The sequence below is a fragment of the Streptomyces sp. 5-10 genome, from assembly GCF_014712245.1.
Lineage (GTDB): Bacteria > Actinomycetota > Actinomycetes > Streptomycetales > Streptomycetaceae > Streptomyces > Streptomyces violaceusniger.
This window is the reverse complement of the sequence record NZ_JACVYG010000020.1, coordinates 131603-148983: the sequence shown is the minus strand read 5'-3', so window position 1 is coordinate 148983 and position 17381 is coordinate 131603. Positions and strand designations below refer to the sequence as shown.

The window sequence follows — 17381 nt, the reverse complement described above, 5'->3', positions numbered from 1 at the left end:
GGCCCGGTGCCGCGGCGACGGGTGCGGGGGCGACGGGTGCGGGCGCCGGTGCCGGGGTGACGGGCGCCGGTGCAGGGGTGACGGCCGGCCCGGATGCGGGCGCGGGGCCGGTGAGGGGCGCGGTGGGCGCCGACGCCGGACGGGAGGCGTCCGTGCGAAGGGGTGGCGCGGTGCGGCCCGTTCCGTGCGCCGCGAAGGGCGGCTTGGCGGTGGCGGTGGATCGCGGCACGGCCAGCGTGAACCAGACGACCTTCCCGCCGCCGTCGTCCCGCGCGTGCATCCCCCAGCTCTGGCTGACGGCCGCGACCAGCGCGAGCCCCCTGCCATGGGTGGCGAAGGGATCGCACGCTTGGACGCGAGGCAGTCGCGGATCCTGGTCGCGGACCGAGACGGTCAGCCGGTCCAGCATGAGAGCGATCTCCACCGTGCACTGCTTGTCCGGTTCGGCGTGCCGATGGACGTTGGTGAGCAGTTCGGTGACGCCGAGCGCCGCCGGGTCGATGAGCGGATCCAGATGCCAGTAGCGCAACTGCGCCGACACGATTCTGCGGACCTGTCCGATCCGCGACGGCAGGGCCTGCAGCTCCACCGTGCAATGCCTGCTAGGACGACTGATCACGGCTGCGACTCCCTGAAGACGTGGGGCTAGCCTGATTCAGATGCGGGCGACGAACACGTTCAGCAGTGGTGGCTGCTGGGCGCGACCGGTGGGACGGTTCTCAGCGTCACCGCTTGTTGACCCTCAGTGATACTGATACTCGTCCAGGGTCGGTCCCACCGCGCGCCTGCGCAACTCGGCCGCCTCACCTCTTCGAGGCATGCCCCCGGGCGGACCGGACGGCGTCGAGGAAGCGGCTGGCGGCGCCCGAGCCGGACTTGGCCGAGGTGGACTTGGCGTCCTGCGAGCCGAGCGTGAGACGGTAACGGGTGCCGTTCACGGTGGCCATGGCCTGGTCCCCGTCCACGAACCAGGGCTTGCTCGCGCGCACCGACTGCACGGGCGCGCTGTCGATCTCGCTTCCGTAACTGGTCAGCAACTGCAGCCTGCCGTCCTTGATCATGACCTGTCCGGCGCGGGTGACCGAGCGCAGGAATCGCTCGATCCGCACTCCCCTGGCATTGAACTCCGTATCGGCCATCACAACCGCCTCCCCGATGGCTCCGACTGGCACTGTGCCGCCGCCTCTCATTTTCCCTGCTGCGCAGTGTGCCCGTGACCGGCCCCGGACACCAGGGCGCACTGGGGGACAATGAGGATCGAAACGGCATGAGTATGCCACCTGGGCTGGGCATGAGGCACAAACAGGAGGAGTGGGCGTTGGACGGCACGGCGCGCGGGAGCATCGAGACGATCGACGTGGATCGCAGTGACCACGGCTACCGCGCGTGGCTGAAGGAAGCCGTCCGTAAGGTGCAGGCCGACGCCCAGCGGTCCGCGGACACCCATCTGCTGAGCTTCCCGCTGCCCGAGCGGTGGGGGATCGACCTCTACCTCAAGGACGAGTCCACCCATCCCACGGGGAGTCTCAAGCACCGCCTGGCACGCTCGCTGTTCCTCTACGGGCTGTGCAACGGCTGGATCCGGCCGGGCAAGCCCGTGATCGAGGCGTCCAGCGGCTCGACCGCCGTATCCGAGGCGTACTTCGCCAAGCTGATCGGGGTGCCCTTCATCGCGGTGATGCCCCGCACGACCAGCCGGGAGAAGTGCCGCCTGATCGAATTCCATGGTGGCCAGTGCCATTTCGTGGACGACCCGCGAACGATGTACGAGGAGTCCGCCGCCCTCGCGGCGGAGTCCGGGGGCCACTACATGGACCAGTTCACGTACGCCGAGCGGGCCACGGACTGGCGCGGCAACAACAACATCGCCGAGTCGATCTATCAGCAGCTGCGTCTGGAGCGCTATCCGGAACCGGCATGGGTCGTGGCCACGGCGGGCACCGGCGGCACCTCGGCGACCATCGCCCGCTACGTCCACTACATGCAGTACGACACCCGGGTGTGCGTCGCCGACCCGGAGAACTCCTGCTTCTTCGACGGCTGGGTCCACCACGACGCCCACGCCTCCAGCGACCACGGCTCACGCATCGAGGGCATCGGCCGTCCCCGGATGGAGCCCAGCTTCGTACCGGGCGCGATCGACCGGATGATGAAGGTCCCGGACGCGGCGAGCGTCGCCGCCGTGCGCGCCCTGGAGCGGGCCATCGGCCGCAAGGCGGGCGGCTCCACCGGGACCGGGCTGTGGAGCGCGCTGCGGATCGTCGCCGAGATGGTCGCCGCGGGGCGGACCGGGAGCGTGGTGACGCTGCTGTGCGATCCGGGGGAGCGGTATCTGGACAAGTACTTCTCGGACGCGTGGCTCGAGGAGCAGGGGCTGGACATCGAGCCGTATGTGAAGACGCTCGACATCTTCCTCACCACGGGCAACTGGACGAACTGACCTCCGCCCTCACGGCCGCCGACAGACCCTTACGGACGTTGCCAGGCCCTTACGGACGCCGTCGCGCCCTTACGGCCCTCGCCTCGCCCTTACGGCCGTCGTCAGGCCGCCGCCACCATCCGGTCCAGGTTCCGTACCGCCTGGTGGAACGCGCGCCGCAGACCCGGCCGCATCGCCCGTACGGCACCGCGCAGCACCGCCGTGCCGTCCACCGCGAAGACATAGCGCACCACGGTCCCGCCGTCCGAGGGCCGCAGCGTCCACTCCTCCAGCAGCGCCCGCAGCCCCGGCACATTGGTCTCGTCGACGCGGTAGGCGTAGCGCTCGTGCGGATCCGCCGCCATGACCGTCTCGAGGAAGCGGGTGCCGCCCATGAGGCGGATCTCCCTGCGCTTGCCGCCGTCCGTGGAGCGGGCGTCCCTCACCTGCCGGAACCACCGAGGCCAGCCCTCGACATCGGTGAACGCCTCGAACACCGCCTCGGGGGCGGCCGAGACCTTGGCGACGAAGACGAGCCGCACCGGGGCGGTCTCGGCGTACTCCAGCCCGACGGAACGCAACCGGTGTGTCATGGACACACGATAACTGTCGGGGTGTCAGATGTCTGCGGCGCGGACCGGCTCGCCCGCCACCACCAGCTCCGGCAGATACTCGGAGATCTCCGCCCGCGCCTCCTCCGGCAGCCCCGGGTCCGTGACCAGCGCGTCCACCTGGTCCAGCGAGGCGAAGGAACTCAGCCCCACCGTGCCCCACTTGGTGTGGTCCGCGACCACCACCACCCGCCGCGCGGCCCTGACGAAGTGGCGGTTGGTCTCCGCCTCGGCGAGGTTCGGCGTCGACAGACCCGCCTCCACCGATATCCCGTGCACCCCGAGGAACAGCACATCGAAGTGGAGCGAGCGCACCGCCGCGTCCGCGACCGGCCCCACCAGCGTGTCCGACGGCGTGCGCACCCCGCCGGTGAGCACGACGGTGGCCGCGCCCGGGCGCGGGCCCACCCCGCCGAGCGCCGCCGACCGCTGGGCGTTGTAGAACACATCGGCCACCCGGACCGAGTTCGTGACCACCGTCAGATCGGGCACCTCCAGCAGCTGCTGGGCCAGTGCGAAGGCCGTGGTGCCCCCGGCCAGGGCGATCGCGGTGCCCGGGGTGGCCATCGCGGCCGCCGCCTTGGCGATGTCCTCCTTGGCGCTCAGCTCGAGGCCCGACTTGGCCTCGAACCCGGGCTCGTACGTGCTCGCCTCGGCCACCGGCACGGCCCCGCCGTGCACCTTCTCCACCACGCCCAGCCGGGCCAGCGCGTCCAGATCGCGACGAACCGTCATGTCCGAGACATTGAGCTTGCGCGTCAGCTCGTTGACCCGCACCCCGCCGCGCCGCCTGACCTCATCGAGGATCAGGGCACGCCGCTGCTCCGCGAGCAGGTTCTGGTTGTCGCTCACCCTGCCTCGTCTCCCTCCGGTCGGCCCTCGTCGCCCGCGCGTTCATCTTCGCACGAGGCGAGGACAGCCTTGGCATGAGGCGAGGACAGTCTTCGCATGAGGCAGTCTTCACATGAGGCGAGGACAGCCGAGCGCCGGTGCACCCAGGGTTACGATTTCGCCACGCCCGCCCTGTCAGGGTCGGGGAAGGTGGCCGATGGGCACAATCCTGGAGCCAGAACGACCGCACCACACCGGATCGGGGGACACGGTGCCATCGACCATGCGTACGGACACACCGGCCGACGCGGCGGAACAGGCGATGACAGCCCGCAAGGGCGGAGCGCCACCACCCGATCTGGAACTCCTCGTCCACGGAGTGGGCGGCACCACCCCCGAGGAGATGCTGGGCGATCCGCGCACCAGCCTGGTCACCGGCGACGAGACCGCGGCGGTCTACCGCAGGGCCGACGACATCGACGCCGAGCAGCGCCCGCCGGAGGACCGCGAGGGGCCGGACCGCGACGGCCCGATCCGCGAGGCGTACGTCTGGTGCAACCTCACCTCCGGCAACAGCTCCCGCGCCCTGTGGCTGCTTTTACTGCCGTTCATGGTCGCCAACCTCGCCCACTGGATGCGGCCCCCGGCCGACCGGCGCGAGCGGACCGTGCGCACCTACGGCCTGCTGGTCCGGCTCGTGGCGCTCACCCTGACCGTGCTGCTGATCGCCGGGGCCTGCGAGGTGGCCCTGGACCTGGTCGCCTGGCAGTGCGCCGGTTCGGCCGACTGCGCCGGGGGCAAGTCCTGGCTCGGCTTCCTGTCCCCGGAGAACCACGGCTGGTGGAGCCAGCCCGGCCGCAGGCTCGCGCTCGCCGCGGTGCTGCCCGGCGCGCTCACCGGACTGCTGTGGTACCTGTCCAACCGCACCTGGAGCGCGTACGAGGCCTCCCCGCCGCTGGAGCGCCCCGTCGACGAGTCCGCGCCCGAGGCGGGCAACCGGCCCGCGCTGTGCCTGCCCGGCTTCTGGTACGGCCGCAGGATCGTCGCCCGGCTGCGCGCCGCGCACACCGCCGCGGGCTTCCTCACCATCGCGGCGGGCCTGACCCTGCCCACCACCACCTATGACCGCAAGCCGGGCGGCAGCGGGCTCCAGGACACCGCGGGCTGGGCGCTGCTGACGCTGCTCTGCGCGGGCGCGGTCATGGTGGTGGCCGTGGTGTGCTACCGCGGCCGCAGCGAGACCAAGGTCGACGGGGAGCTGGACCGCATCACCATCACCGCGCTGCCCGGCGCGGCCCTCGCGGTGCTGGCGCTCTCCGTCCTGTACGCCGGCTGGTCCCGCCCCGGCTGGGTCTCCACCGACCAGCTCCCGGGCAACGAGGCGTTCTGCGCCATCGCCATCGGGGTGGGCGCGCTGATCGTGACCATGGCGGTGTGCGCCCTGGTCCTGCACCGGGCCGCGCCCGGCCGCACCCCGCTGTACGGGCTCGCCGGGCCCGCCGTCGCGGTGCTCGCCTGCGGGCTCGGCGCGGTGCTCGCCGGAGGCGTCGCCCAGCGCTTCGCGGACTGGCTGGACGGCGGCGGCACCCCGGGTGAGGGGCCGGGGATAGCGCCGCCGGTGCTGCTGACCTGGCTGGCCACGGCCATCCCCGCGCTGCTGCTGGCCCTGGTCGTCCTGCTGCTGATCTTCACCGTAAGGGTGTGGCGGGTGCGCAACCGGCTGCTGCCGACCATCATGGACGGCTATCCGGGGGAGCGGCCCGACCCCGTACGCACCCGGCGGATCGCGGGCACGATCGCCCGCGCGGGCCTCACCGACTCCGCCCCGTGGATCGTCGGCCCCGTCGCGCTGCTGACCCTGCTGTTCGGCGCCCTGGCCGTCACCGCGGCCTGGGTCACCCACGAGGTGCCGGGGCGGGCCGCCGACGGCGCGCCCGGGGTCGTGGACGCCGCCGCCCAGACCGCGCAGGCGCTGGGCTCGTGGCTGATGGGGCTGGCCTTCCTGATGCTGGTCACCTGGGCCCGCCGCGCCTACCGCAGCCCCTCCGCCCGCCGCACCATCGGCATCCTGTGGGACGTGGGCACCTTCTGGCCGCGCGCCGCCCATCCCTTCGCGCCGCCGTGCTACGCCGAGCGGGCGGTGCCCGACCTGACCTGGCGGATGGAGACCTGGACCCGCCGGCACGGCGGCCGGCTGGTCATCTCCGGCCACTCCCAGGGCAGCGTGCTGGCCGCCGCCGCGGTCTGGCAGGTGGACCACCGCACCCGCGGCCAGGTCGCGCTGCTCACCTACGGCTCACCGCTGGAGCGACTCTACGGGCGCTGGTTCCCCGCCTACTTCGGGCCCGCGCAGCTGCTCTCGCTCCACGGCGAGGTGCGCTGCTGGCGCAATCTGTGGCGCTATACCGACCCGATCGGCGGCCCCATCAAGCTGCCCGACGGCAGCGGGCCCGAGGTCGACTGCGACGCGCTCAAGGACCCGCTGGCCTACGGCCGTACGCCCGATCACCCGCTGCCCGCGCCGATCCGGGGGCACGGCGATTACCAGGCCGACCCCGTCTTCGACCGGGAGCGGGCCGGGTTGCTGGCCCGGCTCCCGGAGCAGACGCCGCCACCGGCGGAGGAGGAGGCCGCCGGTCAGATGAGCTCCGGCAGGTCCTCGGGGTAGAGCAGGGTGAGGTCGTCCGTGGTCGGGGCGCTCAGCTGGGCGACCCGGCCCGCGTGCCGCTCCACCATCGCCTCGAACGTCTGCCGGGCGGTGCGGCCGTTGCCGAACGCCGGGCCCTTGGGAAGCGCCGTGAAGTACTTCAGCAGCCCCTCCGCCGCCCCCTCGCCGATCCGGTACTCATGCTCCTCGGCCTGCTGCTCCACGATCCGCAGCAACTCCTCCGGGCTGTAGTCGCCGAAGGTGATGGTGCGCGAGAAACGGGAGGCCACACCGGGGTTGACGGACAGGAAGCGCTCCATCTCCGCCGTGTACCCCGCGACGATGACCACCACCGCGTCCCGGTGGTCCTCCATCAGCTTCACCAGGGTGTCTATGGCCTCCCGGCCGAAGTCCCGGCCGGAGTCCTCCGGGGAGAGGGCGTACGCCTCGTCGATGAACAGCACCCCGCCGCGCGCCCGGTCGAACGCCTCCTGGGTGCGGATGGCCGTGGAGCCGATGTGCTCACCGACCAGGTCCACCCGGGAGACCTCCACCAGATGGCCGCGCTCCAGCACCCCGAGGGAGGCCAGGATCTCCCCGTAGAGCCGGGCGACCGTCGTCTTACCGGTGCCGGGGGAGCCGGTGAAGACCAGATGGCGGCGGACGGAGGCGGCCTTGAGCCCGGCCTCCTGACGCCGCCGGCCCACCTCGATCATGTCGGTGAGGGCCCGCACCTCGCGCTTGACGCTCTCCAGCCCGACCAGCGCGTCCAGTTCGCCCAGCACCGCCGTGGACGGGCGGACGGCGACCGGGGGCTCGGCGGGCGCGGAGGTCTGGGCGGCTCGCTGCGCCGGGATGCCGCCCAGCAGCCCGCCCGTCGAGGCGGTCTCCACGGCGGGCGCGGTGACCTGGGGCTGGGCGGGCGCGCCGGGGGAGCCCAGCGCCGTGGTGGCGCTCTCGTCGCTGGTGCAGTCCTCGACGATCGGCCCCGCCTCGGAGAACTCGTAGCCCCCGCGCGCGCACCGCTCCGTACGGCACCGGGTCAGGGTGGTGCGGCAGCCGTCGATGATGTGGAAGCCGTAGCCCCCGCTGCCGGTCACCCGGCAGCCGGTGAAGGTGCCGCGGCCCTCGGCGGACACGTAGAACCCGGCTTCCGTCGGCCCGGAGACCGTGGTGCGCTCGACCGTCGGATCGGCGCCCTTGGTGACGATCACTCCCGTGGCGGCGCCGTCTATGGTGCAGTTGGCGAGGGTGCCGCCACTGCCGTGGTCACGGAACCACGCCCCGGTGGCCGCCTCCCGGATGCGGCAGTCGTCCAGCTGGACGATGGCCCCGTCGCTGACCGAGACCGCGGTGGAGCGCACCTGGGACAGATCGCTGTCGACCACGTCGACCCGCGACCCGCGGTCCAGGACGAACAGGGCGTCCGGCACCTCGCGCACCCGGCACGAGTCGAGCACCGCGGTCGCCCCGTCGCTCACCCACACCGCCGGATAGTCGCCGGTGCTCTCGTGCAGCTCGCACTGGTTGGCGTCCACCCGGGTGCCCGGGTCCCACACCGACAGGCCGTTGCGCCCGAACCGGCGCACCGTGGAGCGGGTCAGCGTCAGCACCGAGCGCGACCTCAGGTCGATCGCGTTCTCCGGGATGTCGTGGATCTCGCAGTCGGCGAGCGTGAGCACCGCGTCCGTGTCCAGGTTGACCCCGTCGGCCGTCGTACGGTGCACCCGGCAGTCGGTCAGATGCCCGGTCGCGCGCCCGGAGACCTGCACCCCGGCGCCCCGGATCTCGTACACCTCACAGCCGACGGCCTCCAGCGAGGAGCCCTCGCCGGTCAGCGAGAACCCCGCCCCGGAGGCGTGGTGCACCCGGCAGCGGTCCAGGCGCGGGCGGGCGCCGCCGCGCACGGCCACGCCCGACTGCCCGGCGGCCACCACCTCGCACTCCTCGAACACCCCGCCCGCGCCGTCCAGCACGCTGAGCCCGACGCCCGCGGGGTTGTCCACGGTGCAGCGCCGCACGGTCGGGCGGGCGCCGCCGCGCACCTCGATGCCGACCGCCGAGCGCGTGGCCACCCGTACGTCCGTCAGCTCCGGGGTGCCGTCCTCGACCAGCAGCGCGGGGGCGGCCGAGTCCTGGCCCTCGACATGCAGATCCTGGACCACGGCGGAGGCACGTATCGTCAGCGCGACTCCGTCCACCGGCGCGATCCGCACCGAACCGCGTGCCGAGCCCTCGGGCCCGCGCAGGGTGACGGCCCGGCTCACCACCAGATTCTCGCGGTAGGTGCCGGGCGAGATGGAGAGCACATCACCGTCCCCGGCGGCCTCCAGGGCCGCCGTGAGGGAGGCGTACTCTCCGGTGCGGCGCCGCCACCGCGACGTTCCGCTGTGCGTCACCTGGACGACCGAGCCCTGTGCCATGGTGCTGCTGTGCCCCCACCTCGTGCGTTGCCGGTGTGCGCGCCTGACCGCCGCTGCTGACTGCCGCTGCGCATATGGAATGCCCCACCGTAGCGTGCGCGAGGCGCCATGAGTTGACCTGGCTGTGGAGCACGGGGGGAGTTGTGTGTTCGTATGACAACTCCCGGCCGGGCGTTGCCCGCTCGCACAGGTCAGCTGTCGGCGTCCGCCCGTCCCCAGTCCTGACCGGCCCGCTCCCAGGCGATGTCCCACTGTGTGTAACGCCGACGCATGAGCCGCCATACGACCAGCCGCCGGGCGCCGTCCACCAGGACCGCCGTCATCCCGGCCGCGCCGATTCCGGCCAGCACGGCGTGGGTGGTGGCCGTCGCGGTGTCCAGCGGGCGGCCCACCGGGCGGCCGTGGTCGTCGGTCCAGATCCGGAACCGCTCACCGGGATCCGCGCCGGGGCGAGCGCCCAGCGTGCCCTCGTGTCTGCTGCCGTCCGGCCCCGTCCAGCGGGCGAGGACGCGGCGATGGGCGTCTCTCGCGGAAGCGGTCTCGGGATCGGAGTCGATGGGCGGATGCGGCAGCACCTTCACCACGGTGGCCGAGAGCGGATGACGCTCGGCGCGCTGCTTCTGCGCGGCCTTCACCAGCGCCCCGTGTGCCAGGGACCCCGAGGTCCAGCCGACGACGGGGGCGACGAGCAGGATGAGCGCCGCGGCGATCAGCGCCGCGCATGCCTCCATCACGTCCGTCCTACGACGCAGCGGGTTGCGCCGCCAGCGCCACAGCCCCCAGATCATTCGCATGGATCACATACCCCCTTCCCCATTCGTGAGTACCGCATGGCGGGCCGGATATGCGCGTTATTCGGTGGAGAGAGAGCAATATCACGGGGCCACCCCTTTCGCCGTTCCGGCGGGCCGTCGGCGGTCCAGGGGGACACACCAGACCAGCCGGGTGCCGCCCGCCTCGGGCGCCTCGATGTGCAGGGTGCCGCCCAGGAGTTCGGCCCGGGACCGCATATTGACCAGTCCGCCGCTGGGGGCGGCGCCCCCGGTGCCCACCCCGTTGTCCGTGACCTCCAGGGTGATGTCGGCGCCGACGGTCAGCCGCACCTCCACCCGCTGGGCATGGGCATGCCGCACGGTGTTGCTGAGCGCCTCGGCCAGCACCGCCAGCACATGGTCGCCGGTCTCGTCCGGCACATCGGTGTCCACCGGGCCGTCCATCAGCAGCGACGGGGCGAAGCCCAGGGCGTCCGAGGCCGAGTGGACGGCCTTGACCAGTCGGCGCCGCAGGGTGGCGGGTTCGCCGCCGTCGTCCCCGACCGTGCGCAGGGCGAAGATCGTGGAACGGATGATCTTGATGGTCTCGTCCAGGTCGTCGACGGCCCGCCCCACCCGTTCGGCTGCCTCCGGGCGCTCGATCAGCCGGCCCGCGCTCTGCAGGGTGAGCCCGGTCGCGAAGAGCCGCTGAATGGCCAGATCGTGAAGGTCGCGGGCGATCCGGTCCCGGTCCTGGAGCAGCGCCATGTGCTCGGACTCGGCGCGGTGCCGGGCCAGTTCCAGGGCCAGGGCCGCCTGTGCCGCGAACCCCGAGAGCAGCTCCACCTCATGGTCGTCGAACGGCTGCCGCCCGGCCAGCCGGCACAGCCGCAGCGCACCGGAGGCCCGCTCGCCCGCGACCAGCGGTACGGCCACCACCGGGCCGAACTCGCTCTCCGGGGCCGGCAGCGGCCAGGACCGGGCCCGGGAGTCCAGCCGTACGTCCGAGGCGACCGCGGGGCGCCCGGTGCGGGCCGCGAGCCCGGCCAGCGAGCCGTCGGACGGCACCACGAGCCCGCCGATGAGCTCGGCGTCATGCCCCTCGGCCACCTCGACCATCAGCGAGTCGGTGCCGGTGGCGGGCAGCAGGATCGCCGCCGAGTCGGCGAGGGCCACCTGGAGGGCGAGCCGGGCGATCAGGCTCAGCACCTCGCCCGCCGGGGTGCCCGCCAGCAGCGTACGGGTGATGACGCCGAGCGCTTCCAGCCACTGCTCGCGGCGCCGGCTCTCGTGGTACAGCCGGGCGTTGTCGATGGCCACCCCGGCGGCGACCGACAAGGTGGTCAGCACCGCCTCGTCATCGGCGTCGAACTGGGCGCCGCCGCGCTTCTCGGTCAGATAGAGATTCCCGAAGACCTCGTCACGGACGCGGATCGGCACGCCCAGGAACGAGCGCATCGGCGGATGGTGCTCGGGGAAGCCGTAGCTGGCCGGATGCTCCGACAGATCGGTGAGCCGCAGCGGCTGAGGGTGGCGGATGAGCTCGCCGAGCAGCCCATGGCCACTGGGTAACGGGCCGATGTGGTGCGCCTGTTCCTCGGACATGCCCACCGGCAGGAACTGCGAGAGCCGGTGCCGGTCGACCACGCCCAGCGCGCCGTACTCCGCGTCGGCCAGCACCACCGCGGACTCCACGATCCGGCGCAGCACCTGCTCCAGGTCCAGCTCGCGGCCCACGCTGAGCACGGCCTCCAGGAGGCTGTGCATCCGGTCCTGGGTGGACCGGGCCGCGTCCAGCCGCGCCTGGAGCTCGTCGAGGAGCTGGTCGAGCCGGAGTTGGGGGAGAGCCGGATGGCGCCCCTGATCCGCACTGCCCGACACCTGGCCTCCATCCCCCCATGACCCTCTCACCAGCAGAGTAGCCGGGGCGGGGGCCGGGGGTGGCGGGGATGGAAGGAACTCGGCCAGGCTCGGGGACCGCTGGGGGACCGGCGCCTAGGAAACCGGCACCACGGCGACCGGGCACTTGGCGTGATGCAGCACGGCGTGGTTGACAAGGCCCAGTTGCATGCCGAAGTGCCCCTGCCGCCGCCGGGCCCCCACCACCAGCAGATCCGCGTGTGCGGAGGCGTCCAGCAGCGCCTTGCGCGCCGAGCCCTCGACCGGGCGGTGGGCCACCGGCACCGGCGGCAGCCCGGCCGCCGTGGCGCCGCCCAGCGTCTCGTCCAGGAGCTCGGCGGCGCGCCGCTCGTGCGCCTCACGCGCGCTTTGTGTCTCACGCGCCCCGTGCGGCTCACGTGCCCCGTGGGTCTCACGGGTCCCGTTCGCCTCGCGAGCCCCCTGCTCCTCGTGCGCGCCGCGCGCCTCGCGCCCGCCGTGGTTCCCGGGCTTCCCGTGGTCCTCGGGGCCCGCGCAGCGCCAGGCGTGCACCGCCTCCAGCTCGCCGCCGCGCAGCCGCGCCTCGCGGAGGGCGAACGCGACGGCCGCGGAGGGCGGCGCGGGCTCCCGCTCGCCCTGGCGCTCGCGCTCGGCGATCCCCACCACCACCCGGTTCATCCCGCCGCACACGTTCTCCGGGCGGCCGCGCACCACGACCACCGGGCACTGGGCGCGGGCCGCGATGCCCAGTCCGACCGAGCCGAGCAGCAGCGAGGCGAACTCGCCGCGCCCACGCGAGCCGACCACCAGCGCCTCGGCGCTCTTCCCGGCGCGCAGCAGGGCGGTGACCGCGTCGTCGGCCGCCAGGTCGGTCATCACCTTCAGGGCCGGTACCCGCCGCCCGGCCCGCTCGGCCGCCGTGGCCAGCACCGCCTCGCTGTGCAGCCGCTCGGCGGGGCGGTCGGCGGCCGTACCGGGGATGTAGCCCTCGTACCGCTCCCACAGGGAGGCGTGGACGACGCGCAGCGGCAGCCCGCGGCGCCCGGCCATCTCGGCCGCCCAGTCCAGTGCGTCCGAGGCGGCGTCCGAACCGTCGACCCCGACGACCACGGGAAGCTCCACCGCGTCCACCGCCTCTCCTGCCGGTACCCGGGAATGTCCCTTCCCATTGTCCCGCCGAAGCGGTCGCCGAGGGAGTCCGATGGCTCACTCAGCGCAGCCGCATGGCCAGTGTCACCACGGCACCGACCGCCCCCGCGCTGATCACCAGCCGGTCGGTGACCAGCTGGGTCAGCCACAGCCCGCGGCCGCTGGTCGCGCCGTCCAGCCCCGGCAGGATCCGCGGGATGACGTCCTCCGAGAAGCCGGGGCCGGAGTCGCTGATCCGGCACTCCAGCTCGTCGCCGATCCGTCGCAGCAGCAGGGAGCCGGTGCCGCCCGCGTGCTCGATGGCGTTGTTGGCGATCTCGTCCACGGCCAGCACGAAGTCCCCGCGGCGGGTCTCGCTGAGCCCGGCCCAGGCCGCGCACTCCTCGACCTGCACCCGTAGCCGGGGCAGCTCGTCGGCGGTGAAACGGCGGTGGAGCAGGTGTTCTCCGGCTCGATCGGCGGACCGACGACGAGGGTCGGCTAGCACCAGTGCCTCCCGTTTGGTGACGAGTACGAGCGACAACACAGGGTCGGTGAAGCAGCCGAGGGTACGGGGAGCGGCGCCTCATCGGTCATGACGACCACGAATGACGTGTCATATCGGAAACACGACCGGAAATGGGTAAGGGTGAAGCGATACCCGATCGACGGTGTATCGCTTTGGATCGGCTGCCTCTCGTCGTCTCTTCCGCTCAGAGATCGCCGAGGGGCGAGGGGGGAGAGGAGACGGCAGAGTGAGGTCATGATGGGACTTCTGAGCGCGCTGAAGACCGAACACCGTGAGCGGCTGATGGCGCTCGCCCACGATGTGTCCTTCCCCTCGGGTGGCCGCATCTTCGAGGAAGGCCGTAAGGCCGACCGCTTCTGGATCATCCGCACCGGCGCCGTCACGNGCCGACCGCTTCTGGATCATCCGCACCGGCGCCGTCACGCTCGATCTGCACGTCCCGGGGCGGCGGGCCGCGGTGATCGAGACCCTCGGCCCCGGAGAGCTCATCGGCTGGTCCTGGCTCTTCCCGCCGGACACCTGGCACCTGGGCGCGGAGGCGCTCAGCCCGGTGCGCGCACACGAGTTCAACGCCGAGGCGGTGCGCCGGCTGTGCGACGAGGACCCGGAGCTCGGCTACGCCCTCGCGCTGGCCTGCGCCCAGGTGATCGGGCGCCGGCTGCAGAGCGCCCGCACCCGGCTGCTGGACCTGTACGGGCCGTACGCGGGCGGAATCTCGCCATGACCGGGCCGCATGACCGGGCCGGAGGACATAGCCGGCGGCCCGGGGGCCGAATGGCCCCTTACGCTTCCCCGCGCCAGAACGTAAAGCTGGGCAGCCGGACCGCGACCGGCGACCCGCGCGCCATGGAGGAGAGGCCGTGCCCCAGACAGCCGACCCCGACGGCCCCATCGGGGTCTTTCTGCTCGACGACCACGAGGTGGTGCGGCGCGGACTGCGTGATCTGCTCGACGCCGAATCCGATCTGAAGGTGGTCGGCGAGGCGGCCAACGCCCGCGAGGCCATCGCCCGCGCGCCCGCCGTGAGGCCACGGGTCGCCGTGCTCGACGTACGGCTCGGCTCCTCGGGCGAGGGCGGGGACCACGAAGGGATCGAGGTCTGCCGGGAGTTGCGGGCCCGGCTCCCCGACCTCGCCTGTCTGATGCTGACGTCCTTCGACGACGACGAGGCGCTGTTCGACGCCATCATGGCCGGGGCCGCGGGCTATGTGCTCAAGCAGATCAACGGGTCCGACCTGGTGTCGGCGGTGCGCACGGTGGCCGATGGCCGCTCCATGCTCGACCCCGGCGCCACCGCCCGGGTGATGGCCCGGCTGCGCGGCCCGGCGCCGAGCGGGCCCGTGGAGCTGGAGAAGCTGTCCCCGCGGGAGCGGGAGATCCTTGAGCTCATCGGCGACGGACTGACCAACCGCCAGATCGCCGAGCGGCTGTTCCTGGCCGAGAAGACCGTCAAGAACCGCATCTCCTCGATCCTGTCCAAGCTGGGCGTGGGACGGCGCATCCAGGCCGCGGTGATCGCCGAGCGGATCAAGGAGCGCGAAGCGGGTCAGTGAGCCCGTGGGCGGTGTGGCCAGGATCGGCACGGCAGGATCGGCACGGCCGGGAGCGGATGACGCCCTTACGGTGGCCGCCACGGTGGCGGCGCGCGTTTCGCGTGGAGCGCGAGACCGGTCCCCTCCCGGCCCCGCGCCCCACGCCGAACGGGGCGGGACCGGTCGACATGCTCATCACCGCAGTGGAGTGAGAGCCCGGCCCACCCCCGGTGGTGGAGATGGCTCGCGGAACTGCTCGATCCAGCATCGCGGTGCGCCCCGCCGCCGGAGAAGGGCCGAACGGCCCTCATAAATCGGGCACGGACGGCCGCACGACGAAGCGGACGGCCTCACAAACGAATCAGGGGCCGGACGGGGATACCCCGTCCGGCCCGGACCTTCCCGCGACCGGGCACGGCCCGGTCGCATCACCTCCCGACGTGTGTCAGTAGCCGCCTCCCGGCTGCGGCGACCGGCCGCCCGGGTACTGCTGACGCCCGTAAGGGTCCTCGTAAGGAGAGGGCGCGGGCGCCGCCGGGCGAGGCGCGACCGGACGCGTCATGGCCGGGCGCATCGCCTCGTACCCCATCGGCGAGGCCGGCGCGGGACGCTGCGCCTGCGGCTGCTGGGCGCCCGGGTAGCCCCGCGGTCCCGTCGGCTGCGGCGGGATGTAGGGCGAGTGCGCCTGCTGCAGGCCGGTGGGCTGCGGCGCGTGCTGCTGGTAGCCCTGGTGCATCGGCTGCGGGGAGGGGGCGGCCGGCAGCGCGGGAAGCGCCGAGGGCAGCGCCGGAAGATGACTTCCGGTGTCATAGGCCGACGGCACCCTGATGGGCGCGATCTGCGGTGTCCCCCGCTCGGCGACAAGACTGTCGTAGATGGGGGTGTCCGGGAAGGACGGCGAGGAGTAGTAGCCGCCACCGTAAGTGCTGCGGGGGGAGGTCATAGACCATAAGTTAAGCCCACCATGTGCTGATTGGGGAGTCCGGTAGGAGGGTTGTTTTCAGTGTTCGGAGTGGCCGTGGATCCCCAATCCGAGCGAACCCGGGAAAATCGGTCGTCAGGGTACGTTGAGATCGTGTAAAGAGCGCGTTTTCAGCGGGTAGCCACCCGTCGTCCGCGCTGTGTGACGGCCGAGTGGCCGGATCCGAATGAACAGAAAGGCAGGGGGACGGAAATGGCGATGCGCAAGGGCGGTAACACGCCAGTACCGGCTGACGCGGTGCGGATCGAGCTCGGCTGGCGCGCCGGACCGGGGGCACCGGACGTGGACGCCTCGGCGCTGCTGCTGGTGTCCGGAAAGGTCAGGTCCGACGGGGACTTCGTGTTCTACAACCAGGCGGCGCACTCCTCCGGCGCGGTGCGCCACGAGGGGAAGCTGACCGCGGGCGACACCGTGACCGACACCCTTTCGGTGGACCTCGCCCGGGTCGAGTCCGCCGTCGACACCGTGGTCCTCGCGGCCTCGGCCGATGGCGGAACGTTTGGCCAGGTGCCCGGTCTGCACATTCGGGTGCTGAACGCGGCGGGCGGCGCGGAGATCGCCCGCTTCGACAGCGAGGACGCCACGGTCGAGACCGCCTTCGTCCTCGGCGAGCTGTACCGCAGGCAGGGCGCCTGGAAGTTCCGCGCCGTGGGGCAGGGGTACCAGAGCGGTCTCGCGGGGCTCGCCACGGACTTCGGTATCACGGTCGACGAGCCGCGGCAGACGCCGGCTCAGCCCGCCGCCCCGGCTCCCGCCCCCGCCGCCCCGCCGAACGCCGGGCAGAACCCGTACGCGGCGCAGAGCCCGTACCCGGCCGCGCAGAACCCGTACGCGGCCCCGGCGCCGCCCTCCGGCCCGCCCGCCGGGGCGTACCCGCCTCCGTCGCCCACCGCCGTCTCCACGCCCCTGCCGCCGCCTCCGCCCACCGCACCGGCCGCACCGGCCCCCGCGCCCGGCGCGGCACCGGTGAGCCTCAGCAAGGTCACCCTGACGAAGGAGGCGCCCTCGGTCTCGCTGACCAAGCAGGGCGGCACCTCCGGCACCATGCGGATCAACCTCAACTGGCAGGTGCGCAAGCAGTTCTCGGGGTGGGCCTCCAAGCTGGGCCGGGCCATGGCCGTGCACAGCGACCTCGATCTCGACCTCGGGGCGCTGTTCGAACTCTCCGACGGCAGCAAGGGCGTGGTCCAGGCGCTCGGCAACTCCTTCGGCTCGCTGCACCAGCCGCCCTTCATCCACCTGGACGCCGACGACCGGACCGGTGCCCGGGCGGCCGGTGAGAACCTCGCCATCAACCTCGACCACCAGAAGCTGTTCCGCCGGATCCTGGTCTTCGTGACCATCTACGAAGGTGCCCGCAGCTTCGCCGACCTCCACGCCACGGTCACCCTGCAGCCGCAGTTCGGCGCCCCGATCGACTTCTCGCTCGACGAGTGCACCGTCCCGTCCCCGGTCTGCGCGCTCGCGCTCATCACCAACACCGGCGGCGAGCTCGTCGTGCAGCGCGAGGCCCGCTATCTGGTGCCGCAGCGCGGCACCAGCCCGCAGCGCACCCTCGACCACGCCTACGGCTGGGGCATGAACTGGACCCCCGGCCGCAAGTGAAACCCCGGTGCACGGGGCGCGGCCGTCAGGGCGCGGCGCTGGGG

14 protein-coding genes and 1 pseudogene are annotated in these 17381 nt (G+C 72.7%); 5 read left to right on the top strand and 10 right to left on the bottom strand.

The features are described 5' to 3' along the window. Together IEJ02_RS23000 and IEJ02_RS22995 are read right to left on the bottom strand one after the other, a co-directional pair. On the bottom strand, window positions 1-619 hold a 619-nt coding region (locus IEJ02_RS23000), incomplete at its 3' end, for an ATP-binding protein (protein WP_317985881.1). Between the two features lie 184 nt (window positions 620-803). After that, a complete protein-coding gene (locus tag IEJ02_RS22995; protein ID WP_020873483.1) occupies window positions 804-1139 on the bottom strand; it encodes a hypothetical protein in 336 nt (111 codons plus the stop codon). Window positions 1140-1291: 152 nt separating this feature from the next. On the opposite strand from IEJ02_RS22995, the gene IEJ02_RS22990 reads away from it, so the two are divergent. Next, window positions 1292-2440, top strand: a complete 1149-nt coding sequence (locus IEJ02_RS22990) for a PLP-dependent cysteine synthase family protein (protein ID WP_191066591.1) — start codon at window positions 1292-1294, stop codon at window positions 2438-2440. A 101-nt stretch (window positions 2441-2541) separates the two neighbouring features. Here the strand turns inward: IEJ02_RS22990 and IEJ02_RS22985 are convergent, their stop codons facing one another. Both IEJ02_RS22985 and IEJ02_RS22980 read right to left on the bottom strand, forming a co-directional pair. Next, entirely contained in the window at window positions 2542-3012 is a 471-nt protein-coding gene (locus IEJ02_RS22985) for an SRPBCC family protein (RefSeq protein WP_191066580.1), read from the bottom strand. Between the two features lie 24 nt (window positions 3013-3036). Next, window positions 3037-3882: a DeoR/GlpR family DNA-binding transcription regulator gene (locus IEJ02_RS22980; protein ID WP_191066579.1), complete on the bottom strand. Its 846-nt coding sequence runs from the start codon at window positions 3880-3882 to the stop codon at window positions 3037-3039. Window positions 3883-4144: 262 nt separating this feature from the next. Between IEJ02_RS22980 and IEJ02_RS22975 the strand changes: the two genes are divergently transcribed. Continuing rightward, window positions 4145-6529 (top strand): hypothetical protein, encoded by a 2385-nt coding sequence (locus IEJ02_RS22975; protein WP_370467107.1) that lies wholly within the window; start codon window positions 4145-4147, stop codon window positions 6527-6529. Here the strand turns inward: IEJ02_RS22975 and IEJ02_RS22970 are convergent. The 5 genes from IEJ02_RS22970 to IEJ02_RS22950 form a co-directional block, all read right to left on the bottom strand. After that, the gene (locus IEJ02_RS22970; protein ID WP_191066578.1) at window positions 6499-8931 is read right to left on the bottom strand and encodes a right-handed parallel beta-helix repeat-containing protein; all 2433 of its coding nucleotides are present in this window, start codon (window positions 8929-8931) and stop codon (window positions 6499-6501) included. The genes IEJ02_RS22975 and IEJ02_RS22970 overlap by 31 nt on opposite strands. A 191-nt stretch (window positions 8932-9122) precedes the next feature. Further along, window positions 9123-9725 (bottom strand): Rv1733c family protein, encoded by a 603-nt coding sequence (locus tag IEJ02_RS22965; protein ID WP_191066577.1) that lies wholly within the window; start codon window positions 9723-9725, stop codon window positions 9123-9125. 81 nt (window positions 9726-9806) lie between these two features. After that, window positions 9807-11564 (bottom strand): GAF domain-containing sensor histidine kinase, encoded by a 1758-nt coding sequence (locus IEJ02_RS22960; protein WP_191066576.1) that lies wholly within the window; start codon window positions 11562-11564, stop codon window positions 9807-9809. 114 nt (window positions 11565-11678) lie between these two features. Beyond that, the gene (locus IEJ02_RS22955; protein ID WP_191066575.1) at window positions 11679-12692 is read right to left on the bottom strand and encodes a universal stress protein; all 1014 of its coding nucleotides are present in this window, start codon (window positions 12690-12692) and stop codon (window positions 11679-11681) included. Window positions 12693-12771: 79 nt separating this feature from the next. Next, window positions 12772-13197: an ATP-binding protein gene (locus tag IEJ02_RS22950; protein ID WP_165556305.1), complete on the bottom strand. Its 426-nt coding sequence runs from the start codon at window positions 13195-13197 to the stop codon at window positions 12772-12774. 255 nt (window positions 13198-13452) lie between these two features. Between IEJ02_RS22950 and IEJ02_RS22945 the strand changes: the two are divergent. After that, window positions 13453-13942: pseudogene (locus IEJ02_RS22945) on the top strand (Crp/Fnr family transcriptional regulator). Between the two features lie 136 nt (window positions 13943-14078). Continuing rightward, entirely contained in the window at window positions 14079-14771 is a 693-nt protein-coding gene (locus IEJ02_RS22940; RefSeq protein ID WP_275560498.1) for a response regulator, read from the top strand. Between the two features lie 424 nt (window positions 14772-15195). On the opposite strand, the gene IEJ02_RS22935 is transcribed toward IEJ02_RS22940, so the two are convergent. Further along, window positions 15196-15693, bottom strand: coding sequence for a DUF6643 family protein (locus tag IEJ02_RS22935; protein ID WP_191066574.1), 498 nt, complete (start codon window positions 15691-15693; stop codon window positions 15196-15198). Window positions 15694-15930: 237 nt separating this feature from the next. Here IEJ02_RS22935 and IEJ02_RS22930 point away from each other — a divergent pair, with 237 nt between their 5' ends. Further along, complete coding sequence (locus IEJ02_RS22930; RefSeq protein WP_191066588.1) at window positions 15931-17337, top strand: TerD family protein; 1407 nt, start codon at window positions 15931-15933, stop codon at window positions 17335-17337. Window positions 17338-17381: the final 44 nt, after the last annotated feature.

Coding starts and splice junctions, on each gene's coding strand:
- IEJ02_RS22970 (WP_191066578.1), bottom strand. CDS start 8,931: ATGGCACAGGGCTCGGTCGTCCAGGTGACGCACAGCGGAACGTCGCGG.
- IEJ02_RS22930 (WP_191066588.1), top strand. CDS start 15,931: ATGCGCAAGGGCGGTAACACGCCAGTACCGGCTGACGCGGTGCGGATC.
- IEJ02_RS22990 (WP_191066591.1), top strand. CDS start 1,292: ATGAGGCACAAACAGGAGGAGTGGGCGTTGGACGGCACGGCGCGCGGG.
- IEJ02_RS22935 (WP_191066574.1), bottom strand. CDS start 15,693: ATGACCTCCCCCCGCAGCACTTACGGTGGCGGCTACTACTCCTCGCCG.
- IEJ02_RS22985 (WP_191066580.1), bottom strand. CDS start 3,012: ATGACACACCGGTTGCGTTCCGTCGGGCTGGAGTACGCCGAGACCGCC.
- IEJ02_RS22965 (WP_191066577.1), bottom strand. CDS start 9,725: ATGCGAATGATCTGGGGGCTGTGGCGCTGGCGGCGCAACCCGCTGCGT.
- IEJ02_RS22975 (WP_370467107.1), top strand. CDS start 4,145: ATGCGTACGGACACACCGGCCGACGCGGCGGAACAGGCGATGACAGCC.
- IEJ02_RS22995 (WP_020873483.1), bottom strand. CDS start 1,139: ATGGCCGATACGGAGTTCAATGCCAGGGGAGTGCGGATCGAGCGATTC.